At 68.6% G+C, this 20,265-nt stretch carries 18 protein-coding genes; 13 read left to right on the plus strand and 5 right to left on the minus strand.

Annotation, left to right across the window (positions count from 1 at the left end; all coding sequences use genetic code 11):
• Positions 1-6: 6 nt before the first annotated feature.
• The gene (locus ACWDUN_RS04460) at positions 7-888 is read right to left on the minus strand and encodes an oxidoreductase (RefSeq protein WP_449925073.1); all 882 of its coding nucleotides are present in this window, start codon (positions 886-888) and stop codon (positions 7-9) included.
• A gap of 73 nt (positions 889-961) precedes the next feature.
• Here ACWDUN_RS04460 and aspS point away from each other — a divergent pair, with 73 nt between their 5' ends.
• From aspS to ACWDUN_RS04475, 3 genes are all read left to right on the plus strand, one after another.
• Positions 962-2,731 (plus strand): aspartate--tRNA ligase, encoded by a 1,770-nt coding sequence (gene aspS / locus ACWDUN_RS04465; protein WP_449925076.1) that lies wholly within the window; start codon positions 962-964, stop codon positions 2,729-2,731.
• The gene (locus ACWDUN_RS04470) at positions 2,728-3,180 is read left to right on the plus strand and encodes a nitroreductase family deazaflavin-dependent oxidoreductase (protein ID WP_449925079.1); all 453 of its coding nucleotides are present in this window, start codon (positions 2,728-2,730) and stop codon (positions 3,178-3,180) included. Before aspS ends, ACWDUN_RS04470 begins: the two co-directional genes overlap by 4 nt.
• A 142-nt stretch (positions 3,181-3,322) precedes the next feature.
• Positions 3,323-4,630: a hypothetical protein gene (locus ACWDUN_RS04475; protein ID WP_449925082.1), complete on the plus strand. Its 1,308-nt coding sequence runs from the start codon at positions 3,323-3,325 to the stop codon at positions 4,628-4,630.
• 3 nt (positions 4,631-4,633) lie between these two features.
• Here ACWDUN_RS04475 and ACWDUN_RS04480 read toward each other — a convergent pair whose 3' ends face one another.
• A complete protein-coding gene (locus tag ACWDUN_RS04480) occupies positions 4,634-5,818 on the minus strand; it encodes a thiolase family protein (RefSeq protein ID WP_449926259.1) in 1,185 nt (394 codons plus the stop codon).
• A gap of 96 nt (positions 5,819-5,914) precedes the next feature.
• Here ACWDUN_RS04480 and ACWDUN_RS04485 point away from each other — a divergent pair, with 96 nt between their 5' ends.
• From ACWDUN_RS04485 to ACWDUN_RS04505, 5 genes are all read left to right on the plus strand, one after another.
• The gene (locus ACWDUN_RS04485; RefSeq protein ID WP_449925085.1) at positions 5,915-6,403 is read left to right on the plus strand and encodes a winged helix-turn-helix transcriptional regulator; all 489 of its coding nucleotides are present in this window, start codon (positions 5,915-5,917) and stop codon (positions 6,401-6,403) included.
• A 121-nt stretch (positions 6,404-6,524) separates the two neighbouring features.
• On the plus strand, positions 6,525-7,862 hold the full coding sequence (locus ACWDUN_RS04490) for a hypothetical protein (protein WP_449925087.1): 1,338 nt from the start codon (positions 6,525-6,527) through the stop codon (positions 7,860-7,862).
• 48 nt (positions 7,863-7,910) lie between these two features.
• Positions 7,911-10,541 (plus strand): circularly permuted type 2 ATP-grasp protein, encoded by a 2,631-nt coding sequence (locus ACWDUN_RS04495; protein ID WP_449925090.1) that lies wholly within the window; start codon positions 7,911-7,913, stop codon positions 10,539-10,541.
• Positions 10,538-11,425 carry a transglutaminase family protein gene (locus tag ACWDUN_RS04500; protein WP_449925093.1) on the plus strand — a complete coding sequence of 296 codons (888 nt, stop codon included), beginning with the start codon at positions 10,538-10,540 and terminating at the stop codon, positions 11,423-11,425. The genes ACWDUN_RS04495 and ACWDUN_RS04500 overlap by 4 nt, the downstream gene beginning before the upstream one ends.
• Before the next feature lie 63 nt (positions 11,426-11,488).
• Positions 11,489-12,550 carry a zinc-binding metallopeptidase family protein gene (locus tag ACWDUN_RS04505; RefSeq protein WP_449925096.1) on the plus strand — a complete coding sequence of 354 codons (1,062 nt, stop codon included), beginning with the start codon at positions 11,489-11,491 and terminating at the stop codon, positions 12,548-12,550.
• Here ACWDUN_RS04505 and ACWDUN_RS04510 read toward each other — a convergent pair.
• Both ACWDUN_RS04510 and ACWDUN_RS04515 read right to left on the minus strand, forming a co-directional pair.
• Positions 12,547-13,560, minus strand: a complete 1,014-nt coding sequence (locus ACWDUN_RS04510; protein WP_449925098.1) for an NAD-dependent epimerase/dehydratase family protein — start codon at positions 13,558-13,560, stop codon at positions 12,547-12,549. The two genes, ACWDUN_RS04505 and ACWDUN_RS04510, sit on opposite strands and share 4 nt — an antisense overlap.
• On the minus strand, positions 13,550-14,017 hold the full coding sequence (locus tag ACWDUN_RS04515) for a MerR family transcriptional regulator (RefSeq protein WP_449925100.1): 468 nt from the start codon (positions 14,015-14,017) through the stop codon (positions 13,550-13,552). Before ACWDUN_RS04515 ends, ACWDUN_RS04510 begins: the two co-directional genes overlap by 11 nt.
• A 112-nt stretch (positions 14,018-14,129) precedes the next feature.
• On the opposite strand from ACWDUN_RS04515, the gene ACWDUN_RS04520 reads away from it, so the two are divergent.
• Genes ACWDUN_RS04520 through ACWDUN_RS04530 form a run of 3 tightly spaced genes read left to right on the plus strand, consistent with a single transcriptional unit; the run spans position 14,130 to position 16,627 of the window.
• Positions 14,130-14,957, plus strand: a complete 828-nt coding sequence (locus ACWDUN_RS04520; RefSeq protein ID WP_449925103.1) for a DUF3097 domain-containing protein — start codon at positions 14,130-14,132, stop codon at positions 14,955-14,957.
• Positions 14,958-14,987: 30 nt separating this feature from the next.
• Positions 14,988-16,295: a replication-associated recombination protein A gene (locus ACWDUN_RS04525; RefSeq protein WP_449926261.1), complete on the plus strand. Its 1,308-nt coding sequence runs from the start codon at positions 14,988-14,990 to the stop codon at positions 16,293-16,295.
• Positions 16,292-16,627 carry a hypothetical protein gene (locus tag ACWDUN_RS04530; RefSeq protein WP_449925106.1) on the plus strand — a complete coding sequence of 112 codons (336 nt, stop codon included), beginning with the start codon at positions 16,292-16,294 and terminating at the stop codon, positions 16,625-16,627. Before ACWDUN_RS04525 ends, ACWDUN_RS04530 begins: the two co-directional genes overlap by 4 nt.
• 60 nt (positions 16,628-16,687) lie before the next feature.
• Here ACWDUN_RS04530 and ACWDUN_RS04535 read toward each other — a convergent pair whose 3' ends face one another.
• The gene (locus ACWDUN_RS04535) at positions 16,688-16,996 is read right to left on the minus strand and encodes a GlsB/YeaQ/YmgE family stress response membrane protein (protein ID WP_449925109.1); all 309 of its coding nucleotides are present in this window, start codon (positions 16,994-16,996) and stop codon (positions 16,688-16,690) included.
• Positions 16,997-17,122: 126 nt separating this feature from the next.
• Between ACWDUN_RS04535 and ACWDUN_RS04540 the strand changes: the two genes are divergently transcribed.
• Both ACWDUN_RS04540 and alaS read left to right on the plus strand, forming a co-directional pair.
• A complete protein-coding gene (locus tag ACWDUN_RS04540; protein ID WP_449926264.1) occupies positions 17,123-17,512 on the plus strand; it encodes a secondary thiamine-phosphate synthase enzyme YjbQ in 390 nt (129 codons plus the stop codon).
• A 64-nt stretch (positions 17,513-17,576) separates the two neighbouring features.
• Complete coding sequence (alaS, locus tag ACWDUN_RS04545; protein WP_449925112.1) at positions 17,577-20,264, plus strand: alanine--tRNA ligase; 2,688 nt, start codon at positions 17,577-17,579, stop codon at positions 20,262-20,264.
• Position 20,265: the final 1 nt, after the last annotated feature.

Consider the following 20,265-nt stretch of genomic DNA (forward strand, 5'->3'; position numbering starts at 1 on the left):
CCGATCCTAACCGGGACCGTCCCCGGCGGCGGCCAGCAGCGGGACCAGCACATCGCTGATGGGGGTGTCCAGACCGTATCGCTGCGCCTTGCGCTGGATCACACCGTTGCGGATGTCCCATTCCAGCGGCCGGCCGTGTTCGCGGTCGGTCAGCATCGAGGTGGTGATGTCCGGCGGTGACTGGGCCAGCATGTCGGTGATCTCGTCGACCACACCGTCGGCGAGGGTCGCCCCGTCGGCGCGGGCCACCGCCAGACACTCGGTGAGATAGCGCCGCGCCAGGGCGGCGATATCGTCGCGGCGGTACATCCCGGCGCGTCGCCCGGTCAGCACCATCAGCCCGACCACAGCGTTCACCAGCAGCTTGTGCCAGGCCGCCGAGCTGAAGTCCGGGTCGCGGTCGACGATGCCGTGGGCGAACAGCGCCGCGACGGTGTCGGCGGCGGGACTTTCCGGCAGCACCAGCCGCAACTGGTTGCGCAGCCGCACCCGGCCGGCCGGATCGGTCTCGGCCGACACCCAGATGGCCGCCGGGATCACCGTCGATGCGGGGCACAGCGGAGCGACCCGGTCAACCTGTTCGACCCCGTTCTGCAGTACGCACACCACGGTGTCGGCGTCGCACAGCTTCTGCAGCCAGGCCGCGGCGGCGGCGTTCTGGGTGTCCTTGACCGCCAGGAACACCACCGGGACCGGCCCGCGCACCTGTTCGGGATCGGTGTGCACCGGGCCGGGCACGACGATCGCCGGCCCGTCGGCCGGGTGCACCTCGATGGTGTCGCGCGGTGTGCGCCCGTACACCGCGACCGGGCGGTCGGCGGCGTGCAGGTAGGCCGCGATGGTCGATCCGATGGCACCGGGCCCGATGACGGCTGTTGGCACGTTCACAGGCGTCCAACCTACCGACGTAAACTGGCCACTCGTCATCGCCCATCACCACCGAAGACACTCAGGAGTTTTTGTGCTGCGCACCCATGCCGCCGGTTCGTTGCGGTCCACCGACGCCGGTCAGACCGTGACCCTGGCGGGTTGGGTGGCGCGCCGGCGCGACCACGGCGGCGTCATCTTCATCGACCTGCGCGACGCGTCGGGGGTGTCGCAGGTGGTGTTCCGTGATGCCGCCGTGTTGGAGCAGGCGCACCGCCTGCGCGCCGAGTTCTGCGTCTCGGTGACCGGTGTGGTCGAGGTCCGGCCCGAGGGCAATGCCAACGCCGAGATCCCGACCGGTGAGATCGAGGTCAACGCCACCGAGTTGACCGTGCTGGGGGAGAGCGCACCGCTGCCGTTCCAGCTCGACGAGACCGCCGGTGAGGAGGCCCGCCTCAAGTACCGCTACCTGGACCTGCGCCGGGAGGGGCCCGGCAACGCAATCCGGTTGCGCTCCAAGGTGAATGCCGCGGCCCGCGGGGTGCTCGCCGAACACGACTTCGTCGAGATCGAGACCCCCACGTTGACCCGCTCGACGCCCGAGGGCGCGCGGGACTTCCTGGTGCCCGCCCGGCTGCAGCCCGGCAGCTTCTACGCGCTGCCGCAGAGCCCGCAGCTGTTCAAGCAGCTGCTGATGGTGGCAGGGATGGAGCGCTACTACCAGATCGCGCGGTGTTACCGCGACGAGGACTTCCGGGCCGACCGCCAGCCCGAGTTCACCCAGCTGGACATGGAGATGAGCTTCGTCGAGGCCGATGACGTCATCGCGGTGTCCGAGCAGGTGCTCAAGGCCGTCTGGGCGACCATCGGATACGACCTGCCCACGCCGTTGCCGCGGATCAGTCACGCCGACGCCATGCGCCGGTTCGGTTCGGACAAGCCCGATCTGCGGTTCGGCGTCGAACTCGTCGAGTGCACCGAGTACTTCTCCGACACTCCCTTCCGGGTGTTCCAGGCGCCCTATGTCGGCGCGGTGGTGATGACCGGCGGCGCCTCGCAGCCGCGTCGCACCCTCGACGGCTGGCAGGAATTCGCCAAGCAGCGCGGCCACAAGGGTCTTGCCTACGTGCTGATCGGTGAGGACGGAACCCTGAGCGGCCCAGTCGCCAAGAACCTCACCGACGCCGAACGCGACGGTCTGGCCGCGCACGTCGGTGCCCGGCCCGGTGACTGCGTGTTCTTCGCGGCCGGCACACCCAAGGGTGCCCGCGCGCTGCTCGGTGCGACCCGCATCGAGATCGCCAAGCGGCTGGACCTGATCGATCCGTCCGCGTGGGCGTTCACCTGGGTGGTCGACTGGCCGCTGTTCGAGCCGGCCGATGATGCCACCGCCTCCGGTGACGTCGCCGTCGGCTCCGGTGCTTGGACCGCTGTGCATCACGCGTTCACCGCACCGCAGCCGGACTCGGTGGACACCTTCGACACCGATCCCGGCGCGGCGCTGGCCAACGCCTACGACATCGTCTGCAACGGTAACGAGATCGGCGGCGGGTCGATCCGTATCCACCGCCGCGATGTGCAGGAGCGGGTGTTCGCGATGATGGGCATCGACCACGACGAGGCCGCCGACAAGTTCGGGTTCCTGTTGGATGCCTTCACCTTCGGCGCCCCGCCGCACGGCGGCATCGCGTTCGGCTGGGACCGCATCACCGCGCTGTTGGCCGGCACCGACTCGATCCGTGAGGTCATCGCCTTCCCGAAGTCCGGCGGTGGCGTCGACCCGCTGACCGATGCCCCGGCGCCCATCACCGCGCAGCAGCGCAAGGAGGCGGGAATCGACGCCAAGCCGGAGGAGAAGGCATGAGTGACGAGTTGGACAAGGGCAAGCTGGTGGCCGACACCTCCGCACTCGACGATTTCAACCGGCAGATAGTCGAGGAGTTCCGTGCCAACGCCGGCAAGGTCGGTGGCCCCTTCGAGGGCGGCACGCTGTTGCTGCTGCACACCGTCGGCGCCAGATCGGGCAAGTCGCGATTGTCACCGTTGGCCTATCTGGAGATCGACGGCAAGGTGCTGATCGTCGGTTCCTATGCCGGCGCGCCGAAGGATCCGGCGTGGGTGCACAATCTGCGCGCCAACCCGAAGGCGCACATCGAGATCGGCACCGACGCCTATGACGTCACCGCCCGGGAACTGCCCGACGACGAGCGCGACACGGCGTATCCGAAGATCGTCGAGCGGGCCCCGGTCTTCGCCGAGTATCAGGCGAAGACGTCGCGGGTCATCCCACTGTTCGAGCTCGTCCGCACGTAGCGGCGGTGCGAGAGGCGTCACAGACTTTGCCGATTTCGCACGCGGACGCAGGCCCGGACGTACTCTCACCCCCGATACATCGGGGATTGGGGTGGGGATGGGCTCAGCCATGGCGCTACCGGCGGCGAACACGGTCGACTATATGGACCACGCGTCGTATGTCGCCCTGCGCGCATTGCGGCGCGGCCCGGTCGGTCAGTCCGTGTGGATCTATGACGGTGGCGTCGACATGGACGGGTTGCGGCGCTTCCACCGCAACCTGCGCCACACCCTGCTGGGTCGCCGCATCGAACGCTCACCGCTGCCGTTCGGCAGGCACCGCTGGGTGAGTTACACCGGCCCTGAGGACATCGCCGTCGCCGCGCATGAGCGCACCCGCGCGCAGGTATGGGAATGGGCCAACGAACGGGCAAAGGTGCCGGTCGATCCGGAAACCGGGCCGCCGTGGCACCTGGCCGTCCAACCACTGGTCGGCGGAGGCGCGGCGGTGTCACTGGTCTTCTCGCACACCATCGCCGACGGTGCCGCCTCCACGTTGTCGATCGTCTCGGCAGTCGAGGGCACGGACTGGAACCTGGGGTACCCGTCGCCGGGATCGCGGACCCGCGCACAGGCGCTGCGCGAGGACATCGGTACCACCGCCCGGGTGCTGCCCGGCATCCCGTCGGCGCTGATCGGCACGGTGAAGCTGCAACGGCAGCAGAGCGCGGGCAAACCCAGACCGCCGAAACGGCCGGTCGCGGCCGACGCCGGATCCGATCAGCCGGTCACCGTTCCGATGGTGGCGGCCAGTATCGACGTGGCGAGTTTCGACGAGAAGGTCGCCGATCTCGGCGGTACCCGCAACGCGCTGGTCGCCGCCCTGGCGGCTCGGCTCGGCCGGGCGCTGGGCCGGGTCGACGCCGACGGCAACGTGATGCTCACTTTTCCGGTGAGCGAGCGAACCGCGGGGGACACCCGCGGCAATGCGCTCAACGTCATCACCGTGACGGTCGATCCGGATGCCGTCGTCGCGGATCTCGGGATTCTGCGGCGGGCGGTCAAGGAGGCGCTCGTCGAGATGGACCAGATCCGCGACGCGGTCATGGCGCCACTGCCGCTCATCCCGTTCGTGCCGAAATTCCTGATGGCCACCGTCGAGAAGGCGGTGCTGCAGGAGGGGCAGCCGATCGGCTGCTCGAATGCCGGTGAGATGCCGCCTGCGCTGAGCCGCATCGACGGTACCGAGGCCGACTTCTTCATCGGCCGGATGATCGAGAACGGGGTCACCGAAGCTGCTTTCGCCCGCCGCGGCGGTCATCTGGCGCTCGGGGTCACCATCACCGGCGCCTCCGCCGCCATCAGCATCGCCTCGTGGAAGGTGGGCGGGCCGAACACCGCGGAGGCGCTGGCGAAGGCGGTCTCCACGGCGTTCGGTGATTTCGGCCTGACACCCGATATTGAATGGTGAGGTCTACAACCGCTCGATGATGGTGGCGTTGGCCATGCCGCCGCCCTCACACATCGTCTGCAGACCGTAGCGTCCGCCGCGCTGTTGCAGCGCGTTCACCAGCGTGGTCATGATGCGTGCGCCGCTGGCGCCCAGCGGATGCCCGATCGCGATGGCGCCGCCGTTGACGTTGACCTTCGACAGGTCGGCTCCGGTATCGGCCGCCCAGCTCAGTACGACCGGGGCGAAGGCCTCGTTGACCTCGAACAGGTCGATATCCGCCAGCGTCAATCCGGCCCGGTGCAACACCTTCTCGGTGGCGGGGATGACGCCGGTGAGCATGTACAGCGGATCGGAGCCGACCACCGCGGTGGTGTGGATGCGCGCCAGCGGCTTGAGTCCGAGTCGGCGCGCGGTCGCACCGCTGGTGATCATGACCGCCGCGCTGCCGTCGGACAGCGGTGACGAGTTGCCCGGGGTGATCTGCCAGTTGATCTGGGGGAACCGCGCCGCGTAGGCATCGTTGAAGAACGCCGGCCGCAAGCCTGAGAGGGTTTCCACGGTGGTGCCCGGCCGGATGATCTCATCGGTGCTCAGCCCGGCGATCGGAGCCAGTTCGTCGTCGAACAGGCCGTCCTTGGTGGCGCGGGCGGCCTTCTCGTGGCTCGATGCCGAGAACTCGTCGAGCTGGGTGCGTGACAACCGCCATCTGGCCGCGATCAGTTCTGCGCTGATGCCCTGGGGCACAAGCCCTTCGGGGTAACGGGCGGCCATATCGCGACCGAACGGGTCACTGCCGGGCAGCACCGATGATCCCATCGGCACCCGTGACATCGACTCCACGCCGGCGGCGATCACGATGTCGTATGCGCCGGCCAGCACGCCCTGGGCGGCGAAGCTGATGGCCTGCTGGCTGCTTCCGCATTGGCGGTCGACCGTGGTGCCGGGCGCGGACTCCGGGAATCCCGCGCCGAGCAAGGCGTTGCGGGCGATGTTGACGGCCTGATCGCCGACCTGGGTGACGGCCCCGGCGATGACGTCGTCCACGAGGGCCGGATCGACGCCGGTGCGCTGGATCAGTTCGCGCAGGCTGTGTGCCAGCAGATCGGCGGGCAGTACATCGTGCAATGCGCCGCCAGGCTTGCCCTTACCGACCGGGGTGCGCACCGCACCGACGATGACCGCGTCGCGATCCGAGTATCCGGACATGATCTCCTCCTGCTCACTCACCGCTGAGTATTGCTTTCTATACTCAGATGTAACACCTGAGTTCAGTTACAACAACCCAGCGATAGAGTGATGTGCATGACAGTGCTGCAGGGCCCCTTGGTCGACCGTGACGCGTGGTCGGCCATCGGCGAATGTCCCATCGAGAAGACCATGGCCGTCGCCGGGCAGAAGTCGACCATGCTGATCATGCGCGAGGCGTACTACGGCACCACGCGTTTCGACGAGTTCGCTCGCCGGGTCGGACTCACCAGGGCCGCCACCTCGGCCCGGCTGGGAGAGTTGGTGGCAGCGGGCTTGCTGGAGAAGCAGCCCTACCGCGAGCCGGGGCAGCGTGTGCGGCACGAGTACGTGCTGACCCAGGCCGGAGTCGATTTCATGCCGGTGGTCTGGGCGATGTTCGAGTGGGGTCGCAATCATCTGCCCAACAACGGCAGGCTGCGGTTGGGGCATCGTGGTTGTGGGGCCGATGCCCACGTCGAGATCGTGTGCGACAAGGGCCATTCGGTGCCGCCCGGGGAGTTGGCCATGCGGTTGGTACGCAAGGATCCGGACCCGCGAGCGTAGTCGCCCCGCCGATGCGGCCCCACAATATTAACTAGTCCGTTAAAATCCCGATTCGTCGAACCCGTACCCGGGGGCCCACCGTGCCGACGACACACCGTGGCGAGAAAGGGCCCTGGCGCGCATGAAACCTGACAACACGCTGGCGTATATGGACCAGGGTTCCTATCTGGCGTTGCGGGCACTGGGGCGGGGACCGGTCATCCAGTACGTGTGGATCTACGAGCGTGGTGTCGACATGGACGGTCTGCGTCGTTTCCAGCGCAATCTGGCCGACGGGTTGCTCGGCCGGCGATTGGAGCGTTCCTCCATACCGCTGGGACGCCACCACTGGGTGCCCTGCGGGCAATCCGCGGGTATCGACATCTCGGCCGCCGAACGGCGCCGCGACGAGGTGTGGGACTTCGTCGAGGAACGGTCGAACGTCCCCGTCGACCCCGAACACGGACCGCCGTGGCATATCGGCGTGCAACCGCTGGTCGAGGGCGGCGCCGTGGTCACCCTCGTGGTGTCACACACGGTCGCCGACGCCGGGGCGCTCATCGAATCGATCACCCACGCCGTCGACGGCACGGGTCGCGATCTGGGTTATCCCGAGCCCGGCTCGCGTACCCGCCGTCAGACGCGGCGCCACGATCTCGCCATCAGCGCCCGTGCGGTGCGCGAGATACCCGGCGCGGTGGTCGGCGCGGCGCGACTGGCGCGGGAACAGTCCGCCGAGCTGTCCGAGTCGGCCAAGGCGGCACCGGTGACGGTGACCCGCCGTAGGTCCGGCGGGGCGATCGGCCTGCCCACGGTATCGGTGCGGGTGGACCAGCAGGAATGGGACCGTCGCGCGAAAGCCCTTGGCGGAACCAGTAATGCGCTGCTGGCAGGCATCGCGGCCCGCGTCGGTGCCATCACCGGGCGGGTGGACGGCGACGGCCTGGCGATGCTGTCGCTGCCGGTGAGTGAGCGCGTGGAGGGTGACACCCGGGGCAACGCTCTCAACACCATCACGGTGATGGCCGATCCCTCGGCCGCCGTCGGTGACCTCGGTCCCATCCGCGGCGGCATCAAGTCGGCCCTGATCGAACTCGCCGAGAACCGCGAGCGGCTGCTCGCCCCGCTGCCGTTGGCTCCCTACACCCCGAAGTTCCTGCTGCGCCGGCTGGAGAAGCTGGTGCTCAAGGTCGGCAAGCCGATCGGATCCTCCAACAGCGGACCGCTGCCCGAGCAGGTGAACCGCCCCGACGGCACCCCGGCTGATGTGTTCTTCGCACATTCGCCCGAGCCCGGGATCACCGCCCTGGATCTGGAGCGGATGGGCGGACGGATGCTGGTTGCCGCCGGCACCGTCGGCGGCGCGGTGTGCATCACGGTCGCCGCGTGGGAACCCGGTGCCGACAACAGCCGGGAGGCCCTCATGCAGGCGGTGAAGGAGGCCTTCTACGACTTCGACCTCACGGCGGTCATCGAGTAGCCATCCACTCCTGCGCTGTCCGCGCCGGGTGCGTACCGTTTCGCGGTGATGGTTCTTCGCACAGAGATGACGACACGCGCCGAGGACGTGCTCGCCGGGTACCGGAGTCGACGCGCCCAGCAGGCGTTGTTCGACGTCCGGGGCACCGTCGGCAACGGTTACGACGAGTTCGTCGATGCCTCCGGCAACGTCCGGCCGGCCTGGCAGGAACTCGCCGAATGCGTGGCCGACCGCGGCCGTCACGGGCTCGACCGGCTCCGGGAGACGGTGCGCAACCTGGTCGATGACGACGGCATCACCTATGTGCACGTGGAGCAGGCCGACGCCGCCGGTGGCGCGCCCGGGGACGGCGGTATCGCCGAACCATGGCACCTCGACGCACTGCCGCTGCTGATCTCCACCGCCGACTGGGATGTCCTGGAAGCCGGTGTGGTGCAGCGTTCCCGGCTGCTGGACGCGGTGTTGACCGACCTGTACAGCGAGCGACGCTCGGTCACCAGCGGCGTGCTGCCGCCGCAGCTGCTGTTCGCGCACCCGGCCTATGTGCGGGCCGCTCACGGTATCGAGGTGCCGGGCCGGCATCAGCTGTTCCTGCACGGTTGCGATGTCAGCCGCGCCGCCGACGGTGGCTTCCGGGTGAACGCCGACTGGACCCAGGCGCCGTCGGGCGCGGGGTATGCGCTGGCCGGCCGGCGCGTCATCGCGCACGCCGCACCCGATCTGTACGAACACATCGGCCCCCGGCCGGCGTCGCCCTGGGCGCAGGCGCTGCGATTGGCGCTCATCGATGCGGCACCGGAAACCGCCGAGGAACCCGTCGTGGTGGTGCTGAGCCCCGGCACCCAGTCCGCGACCTCGTTCGACCAGGCCTACCTGGCCAGCGTGCTCGGCTTTCCCCTGGTGGAAAGCGCCGACCTGGTGGTACGCGAGGGCAAGCTGTGGATGCGCTCGCTGGGCACGCTCAAACGCGTCGATGTCGTCTTGCGTCGCGTGGACGCCGACTATGTCGATCCGCTGGACCTGCGAGCCGATTCCCGGCTCGGGGTCGTCGGTCTGGTGGAGGTGCTGCGCCGCGGTGCGGCAACCGTGGTCAACACGCTCGGCAGCGGAATCCTGGAAAGTCCCGGACTGCAACGCTTCCTGCCGGAACTGGCCGAGCTGCTGGTCGGCGAGTCCCCGCAGTTGGGGTCGCCGCAGATGTACTGGGGCGGTATCGATGTGGAGCGTTCGCATCTGCTGGCACATCTGTCGGGATTGTTGATCAAACCCGTCACCGGTGGCCCGACGATCGTCGGGCCCGCGCTGTCGCTGTCGGCGCGCGAGGAACTGGCCGCCCGCATCGGCGCGAACCCGTGGCAGTGGGTGGGCCAGGAACTGCCGCAATTCTCTTCCGCGCCCACTGATTTCCTGCCCGGCGGGGTGTCCGCGGCCGATGTCGGCATGCGGTTGTTCACGGTGGCCCAGCGTGGTGGATACGCGCCGATGACGGGCGGGTTGGGTTTCCTGCCGGCATCCGGTAACGCCGCATACACCCTGGATACCGTTGCCGCCAAGGATGTCTGGGTACGGACCCCGGACCGGGCGCAGGCCGTGCCGGCGCCGTCGGTGGACCTACCGGTCATGACGCCGAGCCCGACCAGGGGGGTCAGCTCGCCGCGCGTGCTGTCGGACTTCTTCTGGCTGGGCCGGTACGCCGAACGCGCCGAGCAGATGGCGCGGCTGCTCACCGTGACCCGCGAGCGTTACCACGAATTCCGGTACCGCCAGGACATGGCCGAAAGCCAGTGCGTGCCGGTGCTGTTGGCCGCCGTCGGTGCGGTCACCGGTACCGACACGGGAGTGCGCGATGACGACCACGAGGCCATCGCGGTCGCGCTCAGCACACTGTGGTCACTGACCGCGGACCGTCGCCGTCCGGGGTCGCTGGCCCAATCGGTGGAACGCCTCGGACAGGCCGCCCGCGGCGTGCGTGACCAGATGTCCAATGACACCTGGATGGTGCTGGCGGCCGTCGACCGCGCCGTGGGTGCCCGGGCGCGCCAGCCCGAGTCCCATGCCGCCGGCGACGCCTATCTGCTGACCGCACACACCCAGACCCTGGCCGGCATGCTGGCACTGTCGGGAATGGCCGCCGAATCGATGGTCCAGGACATCGGCTGGACCATGATGGACATCGGCAAACGTATCGAGCGCAGCCTCGGATTGACCGCGCTGCTGCGGGCGACGCTGACCACGGTGCGCCGGCCGGGCGCCGAACAAACGGTCACCGAGTCGATGCTGGTGGCGTGCGAGTCCTCGGTGATCTACCGCCGGCGGAACCTCGGCAAGGTCAGCATCGTCGCGGTCGCCGACCTCGTGCTCTTCGACGGCGAGAACCCGCGATCACTGATCTATCAGTTCGACCGGTTGCATCAGGACCTGCGCCGGCTGCCGTCCGCGTCGGGCTCGTCGCGCCCCGAACGACTGGCCGACGACATCACCGCACGGCTGCGCCGGGTGGACCCGGCGGATCTGGAGATCACCGGAACCGGCGGCACCCGTACCGAACTCGCCGACCTCCTCGACGGTCTGCATGCCGACCTGCGCGAACTGTCCGACCTCATCACCACCGCGCATCTGTCGCTGCCCACCGGGATGCAACCGCTGTGGGGACCCGACGAGCGGAGGCTGCTGCCGTGACCCCGCCCGTGCCGCGCGCCTACGAGATCACCCATCGCACCACCTACCGCTACTCCGACGATGTCACCGGTTCCTACGGCCGCGGCTTCCTGACGCCGCGCGACGTGCCAGGACAGCGCATGTTGTCCCATGAGCTGATCATCGAACCCGAGGCCTCCGACAGGTCCACCAGCCACGACGCCTACGGCAACCTGAGTTCGTATTTCCACGTCACCGAGCGGCACCGCATGCTGTCGGTGACCAGTCGATCGGTGGTGGAGGTCGATCCGCCGGCACCGGAGCGCTACGACGGTGGGTCGGCACGCGCGCCGTGGGAGATCGCGCGGCCGGTGGGCCCGGACGGGGCGCTGGCATCCGAATTCACCCTCGATCTCGCGCCGCCGGAGATCACCGACGAGGTACGTGCCTACGCCGCACCGAGTTTCGAGCCGGGGCGACCGTTGATCGAGGTGTTGCGCGACCTCAATGCACGCATCTTCGGCGACTTCACCTACCGGTCCGGTTCGACCACGATCTCGACCGGGGTGGCCGAGGTGCTGGCCGCCCGGGAAGGGGTCTGCCAGGATTTCGCCCGGCTGGCCATCGCCTGCCTGCGGGCCAACGGTCTGGCGGCCAGTTATGTGTCCGGATATCTGGCCACCGATCCGCCGCCGGGCAAGGAACGCATGGTGGGCGTGGACGCGACACACGCGTGGGCGGCGGTGTGGACCCCGCAGAACGTCTGGCTGGGCCTGGATCCCACCAATGACCAGATGGTCGACGAGCGCTATGTGGTGGTCGGATTCGGGCGCGACTATGCGGATGTACCGCCGCTGCGCGGGATCATCTACACAGAGTCGGAGAGTAGCGTGATCGAGGTCTCTGTCGATGTCGCGCCGAGATGACCTGGTTTGAGCGCGATCCGAAGCGGGCACCAGCAACCGTCCGTGCGATGAGGGAGAGCGTGCATGCGGGACTTCAACTGCCCGAACTGCGGCCGGCGACTGGCGTTCGAGAATTCCAAGTGCCTGTCCTGCGGCTCGGCGCTGGGCTTCTCCCTCGATGACATGGCGCTGCTGGTGATCGCCAGCAGCGACGAGAGCAACCACGCCGGGGCGGTCGACGAGAAGAAGTACGCGCTGTGCGCCAATCTGTATGCCGCCGAATGCAACTGGCTGGTCGAAACGGACGGAGGTGCCCGGTTGTGCGCATCGTGTGCGTTGACCAGGACCCGTCCGGCCGATGGTGACACCGCGGCGATGGCGGCCTTCGCGGCCGCCGAGCGGTCCAAGCGCCGCCTGATCGCCGAGTTGGCCGAGCTGAAACTCCCGGTCGTCAGCCGTGCCGACGACCCGCACTACGGGCTGGCCTTCGACCTGCTCTCCAGTGAGTTCCAGAAGGTGTTCACCGGGCATGCCAACGGTGTGATCACCCTCGACCTCGCCGAGGGCGATGATGTGCACCGCGAACAGCTGCGCGTGTCGATGGAGGAGCCATACCGGACCCTGCTGGGCCATTTCCGCCACGAGATCGGCCACTACTACTTCTACCGGCTGGTCGACCCGTCACCGGAGTACCGCGAACGGTTCGAGGAGCTCTTCGGCGACCCCGACCTGGACTACCAGGCCGCGCTGGACCGGCACTACAGCCAGGGCGCGCCGGCGGGCTGGCAGGACCGCCACGTGTCCTCCTACGCCACCATGCACCCCGCCGAGGACTGGGCCGAGACGTTCGCCCATTACCTGCACATCCGGGACACCCTGGACACCGCCGCGGCCTTCGGGCTGGCCCCGGCCGGTGCGACCTTCGACCGACGAGCCCTGGGGCCCAGTGGGTTCGACACGATCATCGAGATGTGGCTGCCGTTGACCTGGGCGTTGAACATGGTGAACCGCTCGATGGGTCACGACGATCTGTATCCGTTCGTCCTGCCGCCCGCGGTGCTGGAGAAGATGCGCTTCATCCACACCGTGATCGACGAGATCACCTCATCGCCGGAGAAGCTCGCCGCCGTAACAGGGCCGGGCTAGCGGTTCAGCAGGCTTTGCGCGGTCGCGGTCACCGCATCGGCGGCCGGCCGCGGTCGCCACCGGAGCTGATCGACGGCCTTGGCGCCGCAGATCCTCCGCGGCGGACCGAGCAGATCGACGAAGGCCTGCAGCTCCGGTGTGTCGCGGGCCGCGGCCCGGATCTCGTCGTCGGGGGCGTCGAGGACAGGCACCGCGTCGGCGGCGGTGCCGAGGCGGGCGCGCAGCGTCGCCGCGATCTGCGGCAGTGTCATCGGGGCGCCGGCCACGGCCAGATAGCGCTCGCCCGCCGCGGCGGGGCTGCGCATCGCGCGGATGTGCAGATCGGCCACGTCCCGGGCATCGACGATCGAGAACGACGCTCGCGGCAGCGGCGACGGCCGACCGCCCAACAACAAGGCGATGATGCCGACCGAACTCGACAGGTTCGGCCCGAGGGCCGGGCCGAAGACGCCGACGGGGTTGATGACCGTCAGCTCCGGGCCATCGGGGTGAGCGTCCGCGAAGTCCCAGGCCGCTCGTTCGGCCAGCGTCTTGGACCGCACGTACGGGCTGTTGTCGTCATCGGGATCTGTCCAGTCCGTCTCGTCGAACGGTCGGTCCGAGGGCTTCGGGCTGTAGCCGACTGCGGCGAACGACGATGTCAACACCACCCGGCGCACATCGTGGCGGGCGGCGGCGCGCAGCACCCGCAGCGTGCCGTCGCGGGCGGGCCCGATCAGCTCGTCGGGATCGGTGGGCTGCTGCGGCGGAAACGGTGAGGCCATGTGCAGAACATGGGGTGCCCCGCGCACGGCATCATCCCAACCGTCGTCGGTATCAAGGTCGGCGATCGCGAAGCTCAGCAGGGTGGTGTCCACGCCGGCGCGGGCCAACGTGTCGGTGACCTCGGTGCGCCGCTGGGCAGATCGCACGGTCGTGCGCACCGGGTGACCGGTGGTCAGCAGCTGCGCGATGGTGTGGGTCGCGATGAATCCGGATCCTCCGGTGACGAGCACGGTGTCAGCGCTCATGTGCGCCCTCCTGTTCCAGTAATCGGTCACTCAGTTCGATGACGGTGCGGATGATCTGCTGTTCGGCGGCGGTGTTGCCGTCGGCGCGGGCACCCCACATCCGGGCCTTGGCCGCCACGTACCGGCGGCGTAGTTCCAGCCGTGCGATCTGCTCGCCGAGGCGCCGTTCGTGTTCGGCGAACAGGCGCTGCTGCTCGGCGGCCGCGTCGGGCCCGCGCCGCATGAGGTCCACATAGGACCGCATGTCCTGCACCGACATCCCGGTGCCGCGCAGGCAGGCCAGCGCCTCGACGGCGGTGACCAGTTCGGGCGGGAATCGGCGGTGGCCGCTGCTCTCGTCGCGGGGCACCGGTTCGATCAACCCGATGCGCTCGTAATAGCGCAACGCCGATTCGTTGAGTCCGGTGCGCCGCGCCACCTGCTGGATGGTCAGATCCTCGGCGAGTTCGGTGGTCATGGCGACCACTCTGCCGAACTTGAAGCGCTTCAAGTCAAGCGCAGATCTCGATGCAGTGACGGCGGCATGTCGCAGCGCCGCGTCGGCCGGCGCCGTTCCTAGGATCGCCCGCGTGACTGATCGCTACGGCTCCGACATCCTGTCCCGCAACCCGCACACGCCGAAACGTGTTCGGTCGGTGGAACACCCGGCGAACAAAGGCCTGGTGGTCGAGGATCCTTCCACGGGATTCGTCGGCGCGGTGGTGCGCATCGAGAACGGGCGGGTGGAACTGGAGGACCGCTCGGGGCGGGTGCGCTCGTTTCCGCTCGGTCCCGGCTTCCTGGTCGAGGGCAAACCGGTCATCCTGACCGTCCCGAAGATCGTCAAGGCGCCGGCGCGAACCGCGTCGGGCTCGGTCGCAGTGACCGGCGCCAAGGCGCGGGTGGCACTGGCCAGCCGCATCTATGTCGAGGGCCGCCACGATGCCGAACTGGTCGAGCAGGTCTGGGGTGCCGACCTGCGCATCGAGGGGGTGGTCGTCGAGTATCTGGGCGGCATCGACGATCTCGCCGGGATCGTCGCCGAGTTCCGGCCGGGGCCCGGTCGCAAGCTCGGCGTGCTGGTCGACCACCTGGTCGCGGGGTCCAAGGAGTCCCGGATCGCCGACGCGGTGCGTCGCGGACCGGGCGGAGAACACACGCTGGTGGTCGGGCACCCGTTCATCGATATCTGGCAGGCAGTCAAACCCGAGAGGATCGGGCGCACGGCGTGGCCGGTGATACCGCGCGGGATCGAGTGGAAACACGGTGTCTGTGCGGCACTCGGCTGGCCGCACGCCGACCAGACCGATATCGCCGGCGCCTGGCAGCGCATCCGCGGCCGGGTCCGGGATTGGAATGATCTGGAGCCGGCGCTGATCGGGCGGGTCGAGGAGCTCATCGACTTCGTCACCACCTAGCGTTGAGGGGTGGCCGACAGTCTGTTCGACATGCCCGGGGACCCGCCTCCGGGCGATGCGCTGCCCGCGGCCGCCAGCCCACTGGCCGTGCGGATGCGCCCGGCCGGACTCGATGACGTGGTGGGCCAGCAGCACCTGCTCAAGCCGGGTTCGCCGCTGCGCCGTCTGGTGGAGGGCTCCGGTGCGGCCAGCGTCATCCTGTACGGCCCGCCGGGCACCGGTAAGACCACGCTGGCCTCGTTGATCTCAGGTGCCACCGGGCGCCGGTTCGAGGCGCTTTCGGCGCTGTCCGCCGGGGTCAAGGAGGTGCGCGCCGTCATCGAAGAGGCGCGCCATGCCGCGATCCGAGGCCAGCAGACGGTGTTGTTCATCGACGAGGTGCACCGGTTCTCCAAGACCCAGCAGGACGCGCTGCTCGCTGCGGTCGAGAACCGGGTGGTGCTGCTGGTCGCGGCGACCACCGAGAACCCGTCGTTCTCGGTGGTGGCGCCGCTGCTGTCACGCTCATTGATCCTGCAGTTGCAGCCGCTGGGGCCCGAGGACATCCGCACCGTGCTGCAGCGCGCGGTGACCGACGAACGCGGGCTCGCCGGCAAGGTGGCGGTCGACGACGACGCGCTGGAGCTACTGGTCAAACTGTCGGCCGGGGATGCGCGCCGGGCGCTGACGGCGCTGGAGGTGGCCGCCGAAGCAGGCGAGCGGATCACCGTGGAGGTTGTCGAGCAATCGCTGGATCAGGCCGCGGTGCGCTATGACCGCGATGGCGATCAGCACTACGACGTCATCAGCGCCTTCATCAAATCGGTGCGCGGCTCCGACGTCGACGCCGCGCTGCACTACCTGGCCCGGATGCTGACCGCGGGGGAGGACCCGCGGTTCATCGCCCGCCGCCTGATGATCCTGGCCAGCGAGGACATCGGGATGGCCGATCCGACGGCGCTGCCCACCGCGGTGGCCGCCGCCCAGACCGTGCAACTCATCGGCATGCCCGAGGCGCAGCTGACCCTGGCGCACGCCACCGTGCACCTGGCCACCGCACCCAAGTCCAATGCGGTGACGACGGCACTGGGCGCGGCGATGGGCGACATCCGCGCGGGCAAGGCCGGTCTGGTCCCGCCGCACTTGCGGGACGGGCACTATTCCGGCGCCCAGAAACTGGGCAATGCGGTGGGATACAAGTACGCCCACGATGCGCCGGGTGGCGTTGCGTCGCAACAATATGCACCCGACGAGCTGGTGGGTGTGGACTATTACCACCCCACCACCTACGGTGCCGAGCGGGAAATCTCGACGCGGCTGGAGAAGTTGCGGGCGATCCTTCGGAGGAAGCGCGGATGAAGACGTTCAGCGATGACGAGATGAACGCGGTGCTCGGCACCGCCAAGACCTACAGCCTGATGCTGCTCAAGGACGGGCCGAACGCGACGGCCGCCGACGCCCCGCAGCACGTGTGGGAGCACGGCAGGCGCAATTTCGGGCTACGCGACGAGGGCAAGCTCGTCATCGTGCTGCCGGTCATGGATGACTCCGAGGTGTGCGGGGTCGGGGTGTTCGCGGTCTCGGTGGAAGAGACCGTCGAGATCATGAACGCCGATCCCGGTGTACAGGCCGGCGTGTTCACCTTCGAGGTGCACCCCTGTATGGGTTTCCCCGGCGACGCGTTGCGCTGAACCCCCGACCGCGAGGTCTCGACGCCGCGACGCGCGCCGCTCTCCGAACCGACGCGCGGGTCAGCGGAACATGCCCGATCGGCGTCGGCCCAGGATCGGGGTCCGGCGCCGGTCCACCAGCGCGGTGACCAACGCCACGCCGGCAGCCGCGACGATGACCTGGACCAGCAGTTCCATCCAGTCCACTCCGCCGGTGGTGGTGGGGATGCCGATCGCGCGGGCCAGCGCCGTGCCGACCAGGGCGGAGACGATGCCGACCAGGATGGTCAGCAGCATCCCGATCTTCTGCTTGCCGGGCACCACCAGTCGCCCGAGCGCACCGACCACGATGCCGATCAAAATTGCGGTGAAGATTCCGGTGACGGTCATCATTCCTCCGTGCTGTGTCAGCTGGCGGGCTTTTCGGTTGTCGCAGAAGTACCCTCGGCCGCCGACCGATAAACGGCCGTGTCAATTCGCCGGCCGACTCGTAGGGTCGACACCGTGAAGACCGAGATGCTGGACCTGGACACCTCGCGCCGCCGGATCGTCGACCTGACCGCGGAGGTGACGCGGTTCTGTGCCGCCAAGGGCGACGGCCTGTGCAATGTCTTCGTGCCGCACGCCACCGCCGGCGTCGCCGTCATCGAGACCGGGGCCGGCTCCGATGACGACCTCGTCGACACCCTGGAGCGCCTGCTGCCGCGCGACGACCGGTACCGGCACGCGCACGGCTCACCCGGACACGGTGCCGATCATGTGCTGCCCGGGCTGGTGTCCCCGTCGGTCACGGTGCCGGTGGGGGATGGCACACCGCTGCTGGGTACCTGGCAGAGCATCGTGCTGGTGGACCTGAACAGGGACAACCCGCGCAGATCGGTGCGGCTGAGCTTCGTGTCGGGCTGAGGATCGCGAACGGTACTGTGGTGCGGTCGAAGTATTCGCAGGTCGAACCAAAGGACAGCAGCACGTGCAGACACACGAGATCAGGAAACGCTTCCTCGATCACTTCGTGAAAGCGGGACATACCGAGGTGCCCAGCGCCTCGGTGATCCTCGACGACCCGAACCTGCTGTTCGTCAATGCCGGCATGGTGCAGTTCGTGCCCTTTTTCCTGGGCGCGCGCACGCCGCCCTACGAGCGGGCCACCAGCGTCCAGAAGTGCATCCGCACGCCGGACATCGACGAGGTCGGCATCACCACCCGGCACAACACCTTCTTCCAGATGGCCGGCAACTTCAGCTTCGGCGACTATTTCAAGAAGGGCGCCATCGAGCTGGCCTGGACGCTGCTGACCAATCCGGTGTCCGAGGGTGGTTATGGCTTCGATCCGGAAAAGCTCTGGGCCACCGTCTATCTCGATGACGACGAGGCCATCGGGCTGTGGCAGGAAGTGGCCGGTCTGCCGCTGGAGCGCATCCAGCGTCGCGGCATGGCCGACAACTACTGGTCGATGGGTATCCCCGGGCCGTGCGGTCCGTGCTCGGAGATCTACTACGACCGCGGCCCCGAATACGGCATCGACGGTGGGCCCGAGGCCAACGAAGACCGCTATATCGAGATTTGGAATCTCGTGTTCATGCAGAACGAGCGCGGTGAGGGCACCAGCAAGGACGATTTCGAGATCCTCGGTCCGCTGCCGCGCAAGAACATCGACACCGGTATGGGCGTGGAACGGATCGCGTGCCTGCTGCAGGGCGTGGACAACGTCTACGAGACTGATCTGGTGCGTCCGGTCATCGACAAGGTCGCCGAGTACGCGCCCCGCGGCTACGGGCAGGGCAACCACACCGACGACGTCCGCTACCGGATCATCGGCGACCACAGCCGCACCGCGGCGATCATCATCGGCGACGGCGTCACCCCCGGCAACGAGGGCCGCGGCTATGTGTTGCGCCGCCTGCTGCGCCGCATCATCCGGGCCGCCAAGCTGCTCGGTGTCGATCAGCCCGTCATGAGCGAGCTGATGACCACCGTCCGCGACGAGATGGGCCCGTCCTATCCCGAACTGGTCACCGACTTCGACCGCATCCACCGCATCGCCGTCGCCGAGGAGACCGCCTTCAACCGCACCCTGGCGTCGGGGTCGCGGCTGTTCGACGAGGCGGCCGCGAGCACCCGCAGGGCCGGTGACACCGTGCTGTCCGGCAGCGATGCGTTCACCTTGCACGACACTTACGGATTCCCGATCGAGCTCACCCTGGAGATGGCCGCCGAGGCCGGTTTGTCCGTCGACGAAGAGGGCTTCCGCGGGCTGATGGCCGAACAGCGCCAACGCGCCAAGGCCGACGCGGCGGCCCGCAAACAGGCCCACACCGACCTGTCGGCCTACCGGGATCTCGTCGACGGTGGACCCACCGAGTTCACCGGATTCGACGAACTGTCCTCGCAGGCAAACATTCTCGGCATCTTCGTCGACGGTGCGCGGGTGCCGGTCGTCAGCCACGGCGGCGCGGACGGCACCGTCGAGCTGATCCTGGACCGCACCCCTTTCTATGCCGAGTCGGGCGGTCAGATCGCCGACGAGGGCACCATCACCGGTACCGGTTCCTCGGAGACCGCGAAGGCCACCGTCACCGACGTGCAGAAGATCGCCAAGACGCTGTGGGCGCACCGCGTGCGCGTCGAGTCCGGCGAATTCGTCGAGGGCGACACCATCACCGCCGAGGTCGACCCGACCTGGCGGCACGGTGCCACCCAGGGCCACTCCGGCACCCACATGGTGCACGCCGCACTGCGAGAGGTTCTGGGACCCAACGCCGTTCAGGCCGGGTCGCTGAACCGTCCGGGCTATCTGCGCTTCGACTTCAACTGGCAGGGCTCGCTGACCGAGGCGCAGCGCACCCAGATCGAAGAGGTCGCCAACGAGGCCGTGCAGGCCGACTACGCGGTCAACACCTTCAACACCGCCCTCGAGCAGGCCAAGGCGATGGGCGCGATGGCGCTGTTCGGCGAGAACTACCCCGACGAGGTCCGGGTGGTCGAGATCGGCGGTCCGTTCTCCCTGGAATTGTGCGGCGGAACCCACGTCCGCAGTTCGGCGCAGATCGGCCCGGTGACCCTGCTCGGCGAGTCCTCGGTGGGCTCGGGGGTGCGTCGCGTCGAGGCGTATGTCGGCCTCGAATCCTTCCGGCATCTGTCCAAGGAGCGCGCGCTGATGGCCGGGTTGGCATCCTCGCTCAAGGTGCCCTCGGAAGAGGTGCCCGCGCGGGTGGCCAACCTGGTCGAGCGACTGCGCGCCGCCGAGAAGGAACTGGACAAGGTGCGCCTTGCGAACGCGCGCGCCGCCGCGGCAAATGCCGCCGCCGGTGCGGAGCTCGTCGGTAAGGTGCGTCTGGTGGCGCAGCGGATGGCCGGCGGAGTCTCGGCGGGGGACCTGCGCAGCCTGGTCGGCGACATCAAGGGCAAGTTGGGCTCCGAGCCCGGCGTCGTCGCCCTGATCGCCGAGGGGGAGGGCGACAGCGTGCCGTTCGTGGTCGCGGTCAACGCCGGCGCGCAGGACCTGGGACTCAACGCGGGTGATCTGGTCAAGGTGCTGGGCGGCCCGGTCAACGGCCGCGGGGGTGGAAAGGCCGATCTGGCCCAGGGTTCCGGTAAGGGGGCGGCGGGTATCGACGCGGCGTTGGCCGCGCTGCACGCAGAGATCGCCCGGAGCTAGC

This window comes from Mycobacterium sp. NPDC003323, assembly GCF_053589535.1.